This window comes from Pseudoalteromonas sp. SR44-2, assembly GCF_014163745.1.
GTDB lineage: Bacteria > Pseudomonadota > Gammaproteobacteria > Enterobacterales > Alteromonadaceae > Pseudoalteromonas > Pseudoalteromonas distincta.
Genome location: NZ_JACJDW010000024.1, coordinates 1 through 14,084, shown reverse-complemented (window position 1 = coordinate 14,084; position 14,084 = coordinate 1). Strand labels below are relative to the sequence as shown.

15 protein-coding genes are annotated in these 14,084 nt (G+C 39.4%); 7 read left to right on the top strand and 8 right to left on the bottom strand.

Annotated features, from left to right (window positions below; genetic code table 11):
* Window positions 1-4: 4 nt before the first annotated feature.
* The 4 genes from trpCF to H5115_RS14350 are packed head-to-tail and all read right to left on the bottom strand — an operon-like array spanning window position 5 to window position 4,583.
* On the bottom strand, window positions 5-1,369 hold the full coding sequence (trpCF, locus tag H5115_RS14365) for a bifunctional indole-3-glycerol-phosphate synthase TrpC/phosphoribosylanthranilate isomerase TrpF (protein WP_182755956.1): 1,365 nt from the start codon (window positions 1,367-1,369) through the stop codon (window positions 5-7).
* Window positions 1,362-2,399 carry an anthranilate phosphoribosyltransferase gene (gene trpD, locus H5115_RS14360; RefSeq protein ID WP_182755954.1) on the bottom strand — a complete coding sequence of 346 codons (1,038 nt, stop codon included), beginning with the start codon at window positions 2,397-2,399 and terminating at the stop codon, window positions 1,362-1,364. Before trpD ends, trpCF begins: the two co-directional genes overlap by 8 nt.
* An 11-nt stretch (window positions 2,400-2,410) precedes the next feature.
* Complete coding sequence (locus H5115_RS14355) at window positions 2,411-3,013, bottom strand: aminodeoxychorismate/anthranilate synthase component II (protein ID WP_008138352.1); 603 nt, start codon at window positions 3,011-3,013, stop codon at window positions 2,411-2,413.
* 1 nt (window position 3,014) lies between these two features.
* Window positions 3,015-4,583: an anthranilate synthase component 1 gene (locus H5115_RS14350; protein WP_182755952.1), complete on the bottom strand. Its 1,569-nt coding sequence runs from the start codon at window positions 4,581-4,583 to the stop codon at window positions 3,015-3,017.
* Window positions 4,584-5,047: 464 nt separating this feature from the next.
* Here H5115_RS14350 and H5115_RS14345 point away from each other — a divergent pair, with 464 nt between their 5' ends.
* The 5 genes from H5115_RS14345 to H5115_RS14325 all read left to right on the top strand — a co-directional run bounded on the left by H5115_RS14345 (window position 5,048) and on the right by H5115_RS14325 (window position 8,642).
* A complete protein-coding gene (locus H5115_RS14345) occupies window positions 5,048-5,902 on the top strand; it encodes an RNase RNM (protein WP_002961577.1) in 855 nt (284 codons plus the stop codon).
* Entirely contained in the window at window positions 5,899-6,519 is a 621-nt protein-coding gene (locus H5115_RS14340; RefSeq protein ID WP_002961576.1) for an L-threonylcarbamoyladenylate synthase, read from the top strand. Before H5115_RS14345 ends, H5115_RS14340 begins: the two co-directional genes overlap by 4 nt.
* A gap of 6 nt (window positions 6,520-6,525) precedes the next feature.
* On the top strand, window positions 6,526-7,362 hold the full coding sequence (locus tag H5115_RS14335) for a ScpA family protein (RefSeq protein WP_182755950.1): 837 nt from the start codon (window positions 6,526-6,528) through the stop codon (window positions 7,360-7,362).
* Between the two features lie 145 nt (window positions 7,363-7,507).
* Entirely contained in the window at window positions 7,508-8,059 is a 552-nt protein-coding gene (locus H5115_RS14330) for a cytochrome b (RefSeq protein WP_182755948.1), read from the top strand.
* Window position 8,060: 1 nt separating this feature from the next.
* Window positions 8,061-8,642, top strand: a complete 582-nt coding sequence (locus H5115_RS14325; protein ID WP_182755946.1) for a YceI family protein — start codon at window positions 8,061-8,063, stop codon at window positions 8,640-8,642.
* Between the two features lie 84 nt (window positions 8,643-8,726).
* On the opposite strand, the gene H5115_RS14320 is transcribed toward H5115_RS14325, so the two are convergent.
* Both H5115_RS14320 and H5115_RS14315 read right to left on the bottom strand, forming a co-directional pair.
* Window positions 8,727-9,569, bottom strand: coding sequence for a TIGR02285 family protein (locus H5115_RS14320; RefSeq protein WP_182755944.1), 843 nt, complete (start codon window positions 9,567-9,569; stop codon window positions 8,727-8,729).
* A gap of 139 nt (window positions 9,570-9,708) precedes the next feature.
* Window positions 9,709-9,876 carry a hypothetical protein gene (locus H5115_RS14315; RefSeq protein WP_002961566.1) on the bottom strand — a complete coding sequence of 56 codons (168 nt, stop codon included), beginning with the start codon at window positions 9,874-9,876 and terminating at the stop codon, window positions 9,709-9,711.
* A gap of 371 nt (window positions 9,877-10,247) precedes the next feature.
* On the opposite strand from H5115_RS14315, the gene H5115_RS14310 reads away from it, so the two are divergent.
* Window positions 10,248-10,799, top strand: a complete 552-nt coding sequence (locus H5115_RS14310; RefSeq protein ID WP_182755942.1) for a hypothetical protein — start codon at window positions 10,248-10,250, stop codon at window positions 10,797-10,799.
* Here H5115_RS14310 and H5115_RS14305 read toward each other — a convergent pair.
* Window positions 10,796-11,599, bottom strand: coding sequence for a hypothetical protein (locus H5115_RS14305; protein ID WP_182755940.1), 804 nt, complete (start codon window positions 11,597-11,599; stop codon window positions 10,796-10,798). The genes H5115_RS14310 and H5115_RS14305 overlap by 4 nt on opposite strands.
* A gap of 188 nt (window positions 11,600-11,787) precedes the next feature.
* Here H5115_RS14305 and icd point away from each other — a divergent pair, with 188 nt between their 5' ends.
* A complete protein-coding gene (icd, locus tag H5115_RS14300; protein ID WP_182755938.1) occupies window positions 11,788-13,056 on the top strand; it encodes an NADP-dependent isocitrate dehydrogenase in 1,269 nt (422 codons plus the stop codon).
* A gap of 12 nt (window positions 13,057-13,068) precedes the next feature.
* On the opposite strand, the gene H5115_RS14295 is transcribed toward icd, so the two are convergent.
* The gene (locus tag H5115_RS14295; protein ID WP_002961558.1) at window positions 13,069-13,500 is read right to left on the bottom strand and encodes a hypothetical protein; all 432 of its coding nucleotides are present in this window, start codon (window positions 13,498-13,500) and stop codon (window positions 13,069-13,071) included.
* Window positions 13,501-14,084 lie beyond the last annotated feature (584 nt).

Sequence of the window (14,084 nt, the reverse complement as noted above, 5' to 3'; positions counted from 1 at the left end):
AACCTCAATAATTTCTGATGCTTGTAAAAGCATTATGTAATTTGTTAGGGCACTTTTTACCCGCAGATTCTTCAACGCCTGAGTTTAAATCAAGGCCTAAGGCACCTTTAAAAAGCGCATCTTTAATATTGTCTGGATTTAAGCCTCCAGCAAGCATAAACGGAGTGCTTGCATCATGAAGCACCGACCAATCAAATGCTTTACCTGTACCGCCAGCTTGTGTATCGCTGTGTGTATCGTAAAGGTGTCGGTCAACGCCATTTACAGGCGTTGGCAATGCATCTTTTATTGCTTGGGCTTTCCAAATCTCGCAGCCGGTAGGTAACTGTGTACGCAACTGAGCGATGTAATCGTCACTTTCTTGACCATGTAATTGAACTGCCGCCAATTTTAGCACACTTGCGTATTGAGCAACTTGGTCAATTGGGGCATCTACAAACACACCCACAAAATTAAGCGGGGCACTTTGGCTTAGCTCTTTTGCGCAATCTAAATCAACATAGCGTGGCGATTTAGGATGAAAAATTAAACCACCGTAAATAGCACCGTTTTGATATGCCGCTTGTGCATCTTTGGTACGTGTTAAACCACATACTTTATTGTCACCTAAAATAACACGGCGACATGCTTGCTCTAAATCACGCTCGCCCATAAGTGAGCTGCCAATTAAAAAACCATCGCATAATGGAGCTAAACGTTTTACGTCTTGATGGGTGTAAATACCCGATTCCGAAATAACCACTTTATCAGCCGGAATAAGCTTACGTAGCTTTTCGGTAGTGGCTAAATCGGTGCTTAAATCGCGTAAATCACGGTTATTAATACCAATAATTTGTGCATCAAGCGCAAGTGCACGGTGTACTTCTTCTTCATTACTTACTTCGGTGAGTACCGACATATTCAGAGAATCGGCAACAGCGTGCAGTGCCTTATAGCTCTCGTCATCGAGTACTGAAAGCATTAATAATATAGCGTCACCGCCATAAATACGCGCCATATATACTTGGTACTCATCTATAAAAAAGTCTTTACAGATAAGTGGTTGTTCTACTTGGCTGCGCACAAATTCGAGGTAATCAAAACTGCCTTGAAAATATTTAGCATCAGTTAACACGCTTATGCAGGTAGCGTATTTTTTATAAACTGAGGTGATTTCGGTTAAATCAAATGGCTCTCTAATTAGCCCTTTTGAAGGCGATGCTTTTTTACATTCTAAAATAAACTGTGTGCCTGGGGCGGCTAATGCTTTGTAAAAGCTACGGCTTGTAGGCACTGCAAGGTGCTTAAAGCTTTCAAGCGGGCGTGCTGATTTACGCTCAATTAGTTCTAATTTTTTATCAGCAACAATTTTGTCTAATACATTAGCCATTACTTACCTCAATAATTGCATTTAGTGTGTTCATGGCTTGCCCTGAACTTAATAATGTTTGTGCTTGCTTTGCCCCTTCTTTTAACGTTTCTGCTTTACCTGTTAGGTATAAAAGGGCAGCTACGTTAACCACAATGGCAGCATTATGTGCATCTGTTCCTTTGCCGTGTAAGATGGCAAGGCTAGCATTTGCGTTGTATTGTGGGCCTTCACCAGCGAGTTGTTCAAGTGAATAGTTTGCAAGGTCAAAGTTGCTTGGGTTTAGCGTGTACTGTGTAAGCTTGCCATTATTCAGCTCAACTACCGTTGTTGGGCCGTGTAGAGCTATTTCGTCAGTGCCCGAGCCGTGAACAATCATAGCGCGCTTTGTGCCAAGGGTTTTAAGTGTTTGTGCCATTGGCATACATAACGCTTCGTTGTACACACCTAACAATTGCACATCAGGTGCTGCTGGGTTAGCAAGCGGGCCTAAAATATTAAAAATAGTGCGTGTTTTAAGCGCTGTACGCACGCCCATCGCATGGCGTACGCCACTGTGATAGTGCGGTGCAAACAAAAAGGTAAAATTGGTTTGCTCAAGGCATTTTGCTGCCTGCTCTGGGCTCATATCTATATTAATGCCCAACGCTTTTAGTAAGTCGGCAGAGCCTGAATTACTCGATACACTGCGATTACCATGTTTTACCATGTTAATGCCGGCAGCAGCGGCAACTATGGCTGCTGTTGTGCTTATATTAATTGTGTTTGAGCCATCGCCGCCAGTGCCACAGCTATCAGCAAGTTGTGTACTGCTGGTAGTAAAAGCAACTGCGTTTTCGCGCATTGAGGCTGCAGCACCTGCTATTTCATCGCTTACTTCGCCTTTAATTTTAAGGCTTATTAGTAGGGCGGTTAGCTCAATCTCGCTCATGTTACCTTGCATTATTTCATCAAACAGTGCTTTGGCGTCTGCGTAGCTTAATGATTGCCCTGTAATTAGTTGTTCAATAGCGTGTTGAACATTTATGGGTTGTTCTGGTTGTGTACTCATAATGTCCTCTTTTATTTAGCGCGTGTTAAGTAAGCGACACTTTGCTGAAGTAGCATTGCGCCGTTTGGCGTTAGTATTGATTCTGGATGAAACTGATAACCCAATGCATTGTCATCATGATGATAAATAGCCATAGGGATATCTTCGTACTGGGCAATAACCTTTATATTATCAGGCACTTTTGTTGCCATTAACGAATGGTAACGTGCTACAGGCATTGTATTGCCCATACCATCAAATACAGGATGTTCGCCTAAATTAATAATTGAAGACTTACCATGTACGGTTTCACCCGCGTGACCGATTACTCCACCGTAACTTTGTGTTAACGCTTGTTGGCCTAAACAAATGCCTAACATTGGGAAGTGGCCTTTAGAGAGCTCAATAAGCTCCATTAAACAGCCCGCATCGCTTGGTGTGCCAGGGCCAGGCGAAAGTACTAATAGTACTTGTCCTTGCTCTTGGCGCATTTTATTAAAAATAACCTCAGCGCTAATGTTGTTTCTGTAAACAACCAGTTCGCAGCCAAGCATCGTAAGCTCATCAACAAGGTTATATGTAAATGAGTCAAAGTTATCTAAAAAATAGATTTTAATAGGATTCGTTTTACTCATTTTATACCGCCTTATAGGTAGATTTTATGGCGGTGATAACCGCTTGTGCTTTAGCGCGAGTTTCGTTTGCTTCTGAAATAGGATCTGAGTCAAACACTACACCTGCACCTGCTTGCACGTAGGCTATGTTATTTTTAACAAAAGCAGAGCGAATAACAATACAGCTATCCATTGCGCCATCACCGGTTAAGTAACCTACAGCGCCGCCATAACTGCCACGGCGCTTACCTTCAGTTTGACGAACAAGCTCAGCAGCACGAACCTTTGGTGCACCAACAAGCGTGCCCATGTTCATACACGCTTGATAAGCGTGCAGTGCATCAAGTTCTGGTTTTAATGTGCCAACAACGCGTGAAACTAAATGCATTACCTGTGAATAGCGGTCTACTTTTAATAACTCTTTAGCAAAACGAGTACCTGCAACACTAATGCGGGCGACGTCGTTACGCGCTAAATCAACAAGCATTAAATGCTCGGCGCGCTCTTTTTGATCGTTTCTTAGTTCCAGCTCAATGCGGCTGTCTAAGTCTGGATTTATTTGCCCGTTAGCAAACTTGCCACGCGCTCGAGTACCAGCAATTGGGTAAACTTCTACTTGCTGATTACTTACGTCGTACTTAAGGGCCGACTCAGGAGACGCGCCAAATAATGCAAAGTCTTCATCGCGCATATAAAACATGTAAGGGCTTGGGTTTTGCTTTTTAAGCTGGCTATACGCATGTAAAGAATCAGGGCAAGGTAGTGAAAATGTACGCGACGGCACAACCTGAAAAATATCACCATCAACAATATTCTTTTTAAGCTTAACAACTTGCTCGCAATACGTTTCGTCGCTTATATCAACGTTTACTTCACATTCGCCACTTTGCATATCCGCACTAAATTCTGCTGCGTTATCGCACAGCGTATTTAAGCGCTCAAGCTCTTTACCTACTTCAAAACAGTTAGCGTGTACGTCTGGGCCGTTAAATACATTACCAATGAGCTCAGTTGTTTGCTTTTGATGATCAATAACAACTAACGTTTCAGCTAAATAAAATACGTAATCTGGGCAGGTGTTTTCGCCATCAGGTACATCACTTAATTGCTCAAAGTTTGCCACCATGTCGTAGGCAAACACACCGCCTAAAAATACCGAAAACGGATTTTCGGTGGTGCTTTGAATACTGTTAATACAGGTACGAAGAGCGCTGAAAGCGTTATCGGCAACAAGCTTACTTGCTTCGTCTATATCGCTGCTGGTGTCTTGGTAGTTAAGTGTAAGCGTTGTGTCGTTTAATTGTGAATCACAGCTCTTAACATTTGCTTGTAAGTAGCTTAATAATTGCTTGCCGTTATTTGATTGTGCGCTAACAGTTACCGTTTTACCCTTACATACAATGCGCAGGGCGCTATCAACTAAAATTAAACTTTTTACACTATCTTTAGAATCAATCTCAGCCGATTCAAGCAGTAGTGAGTTAGGCTTATCAAGTGCCGCGTATAATGCAAGAGGGCTACTAATATAGTCGCGTACTTGCGTAATGCTTGTTACTTCGCCTGGTGTGGTAGTTATATGACTAAAAATCAAACCTCATTCCCTCAAAAAATTAAACCCCGCAGTGCTTTTGCAATGCGGGGTTTGAATAACGATATCTAAATTACAAACAGATCATTACCGTCCCGCTATATCAGGCGCCACCACCAACGATGTGTAAGAGTAAGACCGTTATTCATGTTTTTCTGCCTCAAAATTTATTAAATATTTTTAACGTATACGTTTCGTAAAATTTAGTTATAAAAAAACCCGCATAGTTGCGGGTTTTGAATTTTTGCTAGACACGACAATTCATCACCCGATAATTACGAGTGCCACCACCAAATAGTGTTTAAGTTTGAATTGATCATTATTGTTAATTCTTAATGTGTCTGAAAGTGGCTACAGTAAAACGTATCTTATGCTTTTGTGTCAAGTGTTTATTTAAAACAATTTAGTCAAAAAAGTTGTTATACTTACATAAACACCAGTAACCCTTAATTTTAAGCAGTTTTCTTTTGATAAAATACGATTTACATAGCCATACTACACATTCAGACGGGCGTTTAACGGTTGAAGAATTATTGCATCGCGCTGTTGATAAAAATATTGATGTGTTTGCTATTACCGATCATGACACTGTGGCGGCTATTAAGCCTGCTCAGCAATTTATTGAAGCAGAAAACTTACCGCTTTCATTAATAACGGGTACCGAAGTGTCTACCAAATGGGAAAGCTTCGAAATTCATATTGTAGGTTTAAATATTGATATTAATAATATTGACCTTACCTCTTTATTATCGGCTCAGCAGCAAAAGCGAGAAGAGCGTGCACTAGAAATTGGCGCACGCCTTGCAAAAAATGGCTTTGATGGCATTTACGAGCAAGCTAAAGAGCTGGCAAAGGATGCGCAAATTACGCGCGCACATTTTGCACGCGCTCTTATTGAGCGCGGTGTAGCTAAAAATTTCCCGGGTGTTTTTAAAAAGTACTTAGGGCGTGGCAAAACAGGCTATGTACCTAGTTGCTGGTGCACCATGCAAACCGCTGTAGAGGCAATACATGCTGCTGGTGGTGTTGCTGTACTTGCGCACCCAAGTAGCTATCAAATGTCAAACAAGTGGCTACGCAAATTATTAGTAGAATTTAAAAGTGTAGGAGGAGACGCAATGGAAGTTGCACAACCTCAACAGGCGCCAAGCGAACGTCAATTTTTAGGTGAACTCAGCCGTGAGTACGAACTACTTTGCTCGCAAGGGTCTGATTTTCATTTTCCGACAAGCTATTTAGAGCTTGGCAAAAATTTATACTTACCGAAAGACTGCCAAGGTGTTTGGCAAGTTTGGGAAGGACAAGAAGGGGCATTAACATGAGTCAATTATTCCATATTCATCCTGATAACCCGCAACCAAGATTGATTAGTCAAGCCGTTGATATTATTAAACAAGGCGGTGTTGTTGTTTACCCAACAGATTCGGGCTATGCCATTGGCTGTAACATTGGTAATAAGCAAGCCAAAGAGCGCATAGAGCGTATTCGTGGTATTGAAAAAAACGATAATTTTACGCTAGTCTGCCGTGATTTATCGGAGCTATCTACTTATGCACGTGTAGATAACCAGCTATTTAGATTAATTAAAAATAATACGCCAGGGCCTTATACCTTTATTTTTAAAGGCACAAAAGAAGTCCCTAAGCGTTTATTAAACGACAAGAAAAAAACCATTGGCATGCGTGTAATTGAACACCCAATTGCTTGTGCGTTACTTGCGGAACTTGGCGAGCCATTAATGTCGTGTTCTTTAATTTTACCCGGGCAGCAGTTTACTGAATCAGATCCGGATGAAATATTAGAGCGATTAGATAAACACGTTGATTTAATTATTCACGGTGGCCATTTAGCCGAGCAAGCAACCACAGTAATCGACTTGTCGGAAGATGAAGTTAAAATATTGCGTGTTGGCTGTGGTGATACAAGCCCGTTTGAGTAATAACAAGTGAGCGAAAGTACTGCTGATACAAAAAGTAGTGAAAAGCCAGTGCAGCAAAAGCTGCCACTGGCTTTTTTGCATGGTAAAGCGGTTGTAGATAAACCAGAAGACTTATATATTCCGCCCGATGCGCTCGAAATAATATTAGAAACCTTTGAAGGCCCGCTCGATTTACTGCTTTATTTAATTAAAAAGCATAAGCTTGATGTGCTCGATCTTTCTATTTTTAGTATTACAGAGCAGTATGTAAGTTACGTTGAAATGATGACCGAGTTTCAACTCGAACTTGCCGGTGAATATTTAGTAATGGCTGCGTTACTTGCACAAATTAAGTCGCGTTTATTACTCCCTGTTCACGAAGAGCTTGAAGAGGAAGAAGACCCTCGCGCTGAGCTTGTTAAACGCCTGCAAGAATATGAGTTATTTAAAAAAGCCGCCGAAAACCTCGATGATATCCCCCGTGTTGGGCGTGATATTTTTATAGCGCATGCCGCTATGCCAATAAATGAAGACATAAGTCAAAACCTCCCTGATATTGAACTTAAAGACTTAATGCTGGCGTTGAGTGATGTTATGGCGCGAGCAAAAACGTTTGAACATCATCAAATTACTGCTGAAGTACTCTCAACCCGAGAGAGAATGAGCCAAATATTACAACAGCTATCGAAAGCAAATTCAGCAGTGGTATTTAATGCGCTTTTTACGCCTGATGAAGGGCGTAGTGGTGTTGTGGTTAGTTTTATAGCCATGCTAGAGCTCATTAAAGAAGGACTTGTTACCTGTTTGCAAGTAAGCCCAGAGAGCTTAATTTATGTCAGCTTGAGCGAGCGATCCACCCTATAAACTTATCTGTTTAATCCTCAACTTCTAAAACTGTCTTTAATTATCAAAGTTCTGTGCGTATACGCACGTAAAGTGTTTGTAAATGCTATTTTCATTTACGGCTATGCACTATATTGTAACGTCATAGCATTATAGGACTTTACACATGTTTAAAAATACACCTTCATCTTACGGACTTGTCGCCATTATTTTACATTGGCTCATGGCGCTGACTATTTTTGGCCTGTTTGGTTTAGGTTTATATATGGTTGAGCTTACTTATTACGATAGCTGGTATAAAGGCTCGCTCGATTTACATAAAAGTATTGGTATTACGCTTGTGGCCGTATTTTTATTTAGAATTTTATGGCGTGCTTTATCTACACAACCTAAACCATTAGGTGAAAGTAAAGGCATGAACCAATTAGCACATACTGCGCATATTGCTATGTATATTATTTTGGCCGTTATAGCTGTTTCAGGGTATTTAATATCAACTGCAGACGGGCGTCCAATAGAAGTGTTTACCTTATTTAACGTATCAGCACTTGATTTTGCATTTGATGACCAAGCCGATATTGCAGGAAAAGTACATTATTATGGCGCGTGCACATTAATCGGGTTTGCAGTATTGCATGCACTAGGGGCGTTAAAACATCACTTTATCGATAAAGATAAAACCTTAATCAGAATGATCAAACCATTAAAGGATGATTAAAATGAAAAAATTATTAGTAAGCACAGCCGTTTCGGCTGCAATGATGTTATCGGCAACAGCCGCTAATGCAGCTGATTATGTAATTGATACAAAAGGCGGGCACGCATCTGTTAACTTTAAAATTAAACACTTAGGTTACAGCTGGTTATATGGTCGTTTTAATACTTTTGACGGCACATTTAGTTACGATGCTAAAAATCCTGATGCATCAAAAATTATGGTAAATATTGATACCACTAGCCTTGATTCTAACCAAGCAGAGCGCGATAAGCACTTACACGGTAAAGATTTTTTAAATGTGGATAAATACCCAAAAGCGACATTTAAAAGCACCAGCATTAAATTTGATGAAGATGGTGAAGAGGCTGACGTAACTGGCGAATTTACGCTGCATGGCGTAACTAAAACTATTACCTTTGAAATAGATAAAGTGGGCGAAGGGAAAGATCCGTGGGGTGGATACCGCGTAGGTTTTGAAGGCGAAACCAGCCTTAAACTTACCGACTACGGTATTGATTACAACTTAGGGCCTGCATCTACTCATGTTGATATTATTTTATCAATAGAAGGCGTTCGTAAGTAATACAGTTATTGAATATAAAAACGCCACTTACTGTGGCGTTTTTTTTGCTTAACAGAAACTCAAATTAAGCGACTTTGAATTTGTTTATTTTGTGCTATTAATACGTGACTTTAATAGCGGCCGTAAATCCTCAGGCAACCAGCGCATAAGTAAATCGTTATAAGCCTGCGTTTTTTTAATAACTTTAAGCTGCTCATTAAGAATAGCGATGTCTTTTGCGCCTTGCTCGTTTTTAGTACAACCAATAAAGCCATAACTGAGCGCTGGAGATTCGGTTAATGGACGCTGCGTTAAGTTTTCTTCAAAGTGCATTGATTTAGCTAAATAGTAATGCTCGCTAGGGTAACCCAACAAAATATCAATTCGTTTTAGGTTAAGCATATATGTAAGGCTCGCTAGGCTATCGCGAGTGGGTCTAATTACTAAATCAATGTTGGGTGTACTGTTTATTAAAGTATCTATCTCTTGGCCGTAAGAGCGGCTCATAGAAACTCCAAGAGTTAGTTTTTTATCTTGTATTAAATTGAGTAGTGATACTTCTTTAGATTCCGCTATATTTAGCGCTTTGGCGAGCTTTTTATGCATTGCTATTGAAGGCGAGAGGCCCGTTGTCGAGCTTTCGTCTGTGAAATAAATATGCTTTTTTCTGTAATCATTTTTATAAAGCGATAACGCACAAACATTATTTGAAGTATTTGACAGCTCTTGAATTACTTTACCTGAGGGGATAAGCATGCGGTTAAAGGTGATATTAGGAAGTTGTTTTTCAAGTAAAGAAATTATGCTTTCGTCACGGCCTTGGTGTTGATATTGACCATTTAAAATATAATAGGGTGCAAAATCGTGCGCTAGCCAGTTTATGGTTCTAGCATTGCTTATTGAACTCAGACAGAAAAAAAGTAAGAAAGTTAAAAATATACGGAGCATTACAACAGCTACCAGTAATTATTATTGTAAAACTATTGTAACCAATAAAGGGCTAAAAAGTAAAATGCCAGCAATAAGGCTGGCATAATATCTTATCAATAATTGCAATAATAGAATGGCAATTAAAGTTATATGTTGCTTAGTTAGCTTTTAGCCACTTAACAAACTGGCGTGCATCACTCGCTTTTTGAAATAATGCATTTTTTAAACCTTGTGTATCACTGAAGATTACACGATGTTTGTTTACTGAAATTGATTGCACTGGATGTGCTATTTGGATCATAGACCCGTTATATTTATAAGACATAATAAAACTCACTTTATTCTTGTTATTTATTCTGCGCTATATTTGTATAGCAAATTGCAGTCAATAAATTAACGATGTTGTGTTTAGCTTCATTACAGTGTTGACGATCTTTATGACACTTTTGCGATGATAGTAAAAAATCATCTCGGTATTATTCAAGGGGTTCTCGCCGTACAATAACTTAGCTTTCAAATATACGTTTTGCGGGGCTTACTGGATCAGGGTAAATGGTTAACCGCGGCGGTTTCTTTAAACCAGAGAGGGAAGGTAACTTATATATAAATTGTGTGCAAGCTGTTTATTATAAAAATATTTATAATAAACCTTATCAACTGCTTACAAAGCCCATTTTTAGTTACCAAAGGATAAGTATGAATTACCTAATAGTGAGTGATATTTATGGTTTAACCCCTGCTTTAAGTAAGTTATCACAGGCAATTAGTTCAAATTTAGTGATTGTTGACCCATACAATAACAAGATTCAAGCTATTGAAAGTGAACAAGATAGTTATAATAATTTTATACAGCAGTGTGGCCATGACAAATACACGGACAAACTTCTAGAATGCTTTGAGAGTTTAAAAGTGCCGACCACATGTATTGCGTTCAGCGCAGGGGCAAGTGCAGCATGGCGGGCACAGTTATTAACAGGCAATACACACCTTAAAAAGTTAATTGGCTTTTATCCGTCGCAAATTCGTAATTATTTAGCGTTAGATGCAAATGTACCCTGTGAATTCATATTCCCAGAAAGTGAGAGTCACTTTAATGTTGATGAAGTTATTAAAGCTTTAAGCACCAAAGCGAGTGTTAAGTGCTATAACACCAATTTTTTGCATGGTTTTATGAACGAGTACTCAACCAATTTTAATGCGCAAGGGCTGGTTGAATATAGTAGCTATATAAAACAGAGCAGCCGTTAAAGCGTGTTTAGCTGCTTTTTATTAATATCAGGAAAATCAGTACGGGTATTATATTTTGCATACAGCGTTGTAAAAATGCTGCTGCTGGATAACTTATCTAACTCTTTTATAAAGGTTTTAGCACTAGAACGAGCGGGTCTACAGCATGTTTGATACTGTTTTATTATACCCGCGACAGATAAACCTTGTTTTTGTAGCTTAAGGTCGGCCTGTGCAAAAAAAGCCGCACCCGTCCAATAAACACGTTGCTGGGCGCGTTGTTTCCACATATCGGCAGAGAGCTTATTAAGTGGCTGTGTTTTAGTTTTGGTTTGCAGGCGGGCACGATCAAATCCTGCATTTAAACGTTGTACAAACTGTGGCTGGGTGATTATACCGCTGTCACGCATTATTACGTTTTGCATATAACTGGCAAAACCCTCGCTTAGCCAAAAACCGGAGTAGGGAAGTAGCGGCAAATATAAATGCGAAAGTTCATGGTATAGCGTCCAATCTTTAGTGAATGCATTTAAACTGGCGTAGCGGTCTATATGTAGTTCAATCCCATCGGGGTTATTGCGTTTAACTGTAGCCCAAGGTACAGGCTCAAAAGCAAAGTATTGAGGTTTTAAATAAATAGGCAATGTGGTTTGTTTTAAAGGCCCCAGTGTATTTTGTGTTTTTTCAACACTTTGATTAACCCATGTAGACACTGTGTTTTGAGCATTACTTGAGAGCGAGCTAACGTTGTGTATGACTACTTCAACGGCTAATAAGTTAAAAGAGCCGATTGATAGTAGCAGTACAAACAAGAATTTCATTAAAATGCTCCACTGTAATTTAATAACTGATACGCCAGGCTTAATATACAAGACCAACTAAATGAATAAATAATAACGCCTAATTCTTTATTTTTTAAAATGATAGTAACTATAAAAGTACAAATACAGACACTTCTAGCTAAGCATGGTTTAATCAATTAATCGTTATTTTAAGTTAGGTTTTAGCCATGACGTATCAGCATATTCAAGTTCCTGAGCACGGCCAAAATATCACTATTGATACACAAGGACATTGGCAAATACCGTTAGAACCTATCATTGCTTTTATTGATGGCGATGGCGTGGGGCAGGATGTTATGCCGGTGATGCGCCACGTTGTTGATAGTGCAATTGAGCATTGTTATAAAAACGCGCGGAAAATTCATTGGATGCAAGTTTATAATGGCGAGCAGGCCGCAAAGCTTTATGACGGTGACTGGTTCCCGCAAGAAACAATTAACGCGGTACGTGCCTGCAAAATTGCCATAAAAGGGCCGTTAACCACACCACTGGGTGGTGGCTTTAGATCGCTTAATGTTGCACTCAGGCAAGAAATGGATTTGTTTGTAAATATGCGCACTATAAAAGGCTTTAGTGCACTTCCTTCTCCTTTAAAAAATCCTTTTTTAACAAACATAACAGTGCTTCGTGATAGCAGCGAAGACGTGTACTCAGGTATTGAGTGGCAAGCAGGGAGTGTAGAAAGCGAAAAAATGCTCGATTTTTTATGTGAGGAAATGGGCGTAACCCGCTTAAGGTTTTCACAAGAATGCGGTATTGGTATTAAAAATATATCTAAAGAAGGCTCTGAGCGACTAATGCGCTTTGCCATTAACTATGCACTTAAAAACGATAGTGAATCATTAACGCTAGTGCATAAAGGCAATGTACTTAAATTTACCGATGGGGCATTTAAGCGTTGGGGGTATGCACTTGCACAAAGCGAATTTAATGCCACTGCACATGAAAATGGGCGTTGGCTGCAAATAGAGCGAGTAAATCAAGCACCTCTAATTATTAAAGAAGTTATAGCCGACAACATGCTGCAGCAATGTTTAATGCACCCAGAGCAATTTGATGTAGTGGTGACGACTAATCAAAATGGTGACTTTTTAGCGGATATGCTGAGCGCACAAGTTGGCGGTGTTGGCATAATGCCTGCTGCAAATTTAAATAACGATGTCGCATTTTTTGAGCCTACACACGGCACGTTTGAACGTATAGCAGGGCAAAATAAAGCAAACCCCAGCAGTAGTATTTTAAGTGCGGTATTAATGCTTAAATTTATGGGATGGGACGAGGCCGCATTACTGATAGAAAATGCGTTAGAGCAAACATTTAAAAGTGGTGAAGTAACCTTTGATTTAGCGCAAGAGCAGAGCGATAACTCAAGTATTCATAACTCGACAACCTTAACTTGTACTGGCTTTGCAAAGAAGGTTATCGAGCACTTTTAAACACATTCATTATTAAGCTGCTGAGGCAGTTTTTACTCTGTGCATGCAAGGGCGGTTGGTTAACTGCGCTGCACGATGGTAAATCTCATGTGCTTGAGGTTCATCGCACTGCGTACCACTGAGCGTATCCATTAACGCAACAACAATAATTGCAGGAACCTGGCAGCAATATTCGTCTAAAACGGCTTCTGTCGTTTGTGCATCAACATGGCAAAGTGGGTGGTTTTTAAGTTGGTATGCGTTTAGCAATGTATCCACTTCTAATACATCATTTGGTTGGTGCTTTGTTTTACGGCATTTACAACCAAACTCATCAACTAAAGTAGCTAATGCTTGGTAAGTTTCAGTGGTGTTAGTTTTTGCGCATAACTGCTCTTCAATAAACTGATGTAAGTTAGCATCAATAAATAACCCGTCTTGTTGTGTGAAGCTTGATGTTGTCATAATTATTACTCTTAGTTTGTTGGCTTAACTTCACTCTAGCGCTAAGTATATTATTAATGAAATTGTTGTTTTCAATAACTGACATTGATTTCATCAATAGTAAGTTCTAAAACTAAATAAAAAAATAGAAAACATACCTAAATTATACTAATTAATTTGGTGCAGAGCGGTAAAAACGTGCACAAAACTAGAACAAGGGGATTAGTTGATGAGTTAAGGTGGATGCTTAGTTTATTGTTTTTATTCAATTTTAATTGTTTTATGAAGTTGGTACTAAGCTTGCTAATCATACACTGTAGGTAGACTCCTATATCGACGATTTCCAAAAGCGCCATGGTATTTTCCCAAAGTTGAATACCACGGCGCTTTTTTATTTTGAGCATTTATTTTATTTAGTCGTTACAGTAGCAATAACAATAGTAATGTTAAATTTTAATAAAGTAGGGAATAGCCACTAAGATAGCTGTCTCTTATACACAAATCCCTGCTAAGAAATTAGCGGGGATTTTTTTGAACTAAATCTCAATTTCATGATCAGATCTTCAAATCTTGTTTGAGGGCACATTATGATTAACGAACATACT

Excerpts from the sequence above, each read along its gene's own strand:
- trpCF (WP_182755956.1), bottom strand. The coding sequence starts at position 1,369 with ATGGCTAATGTATTAGACAAAATTGTTGCTGATAAAAAATTAGAACTA.
- H5115_RS14295 (WP_002961558.1), bottom strand. The coding sequence starts at position 13,500 with ATGACAACATCAAGCTTCACACAACAAGACGGGTTATTTATTGATGCT.
- H5115_RS14340 (WP_002961576.1), top strand. The coding sequence starts at position 5,899 with ATGAGTCAATTATTCCATATTCATCCTGATAACCCGCAACCAAGATTG.
- H5115_RS14325 (WP_182755946.1), top strand. The coding sequence starts at position 8,061 with ATGAAAAAATTATTAGTAAGCACAGCCGTTTCGGCTGCAATGATGTTA.
- H5115_RS14320 (WP_182755944.1), bottom strand. The coding sequence starts at position 9,569 with ATGCTCCGTATATTTTTAACTTTCTTACTTTTTTTCTGTCTGAGTTCA.
- H5115_RS14330 (WP_182755948.1), top strand. The coding sequence starts at position 7,508 with ATGTTTAAAAATACACCTTCATCTTACGGACTTGTCGCCATTATTTTA.
- H5115_RS14355 (WP_008138352.1), bottom strand. The coding sequence starts at position 3,013 with ATGAGTAAAACGAATCCTATTAAAATCTATTTTTTAGATAACTTTGAC.
- trpD (WP_182755954.1), bottom strand. The coding sequence starts at position 2,399 with ATGAGTACACAACCAGAACAACCCATAAATGTTCAACACGCTATTGAA.
- icd (WP_182755938.1), top strand. The coding sequence starts at position 11,788 with ATGACGTATCAGCATATTCAAGTTCCTGAGCACGGCCAAAATATCACT.
- H5115_RS14310 (WP_182755942.1), top strand. The coding sequence starts at position 10,248 with ATGAATTACCTAATAGTGAGTGATATTTATGGTTTAACCCCTGCTTTA.
- H5115_RS14315 (WP_002961566.1), bottom strand. The coding sequence starts at position 9,876 with ATGTCTTATAAATATAACGGGTCTATGATCCAAATAGCACATCCAGTG.
- H5115_RS14305 (WP_182755940.1), bottom strand. The coding sequence starts at position 11,599 with ATGAAATTCTTGTTTGTACTGCTACTATCAATCGGCTCTTTTAACTTA.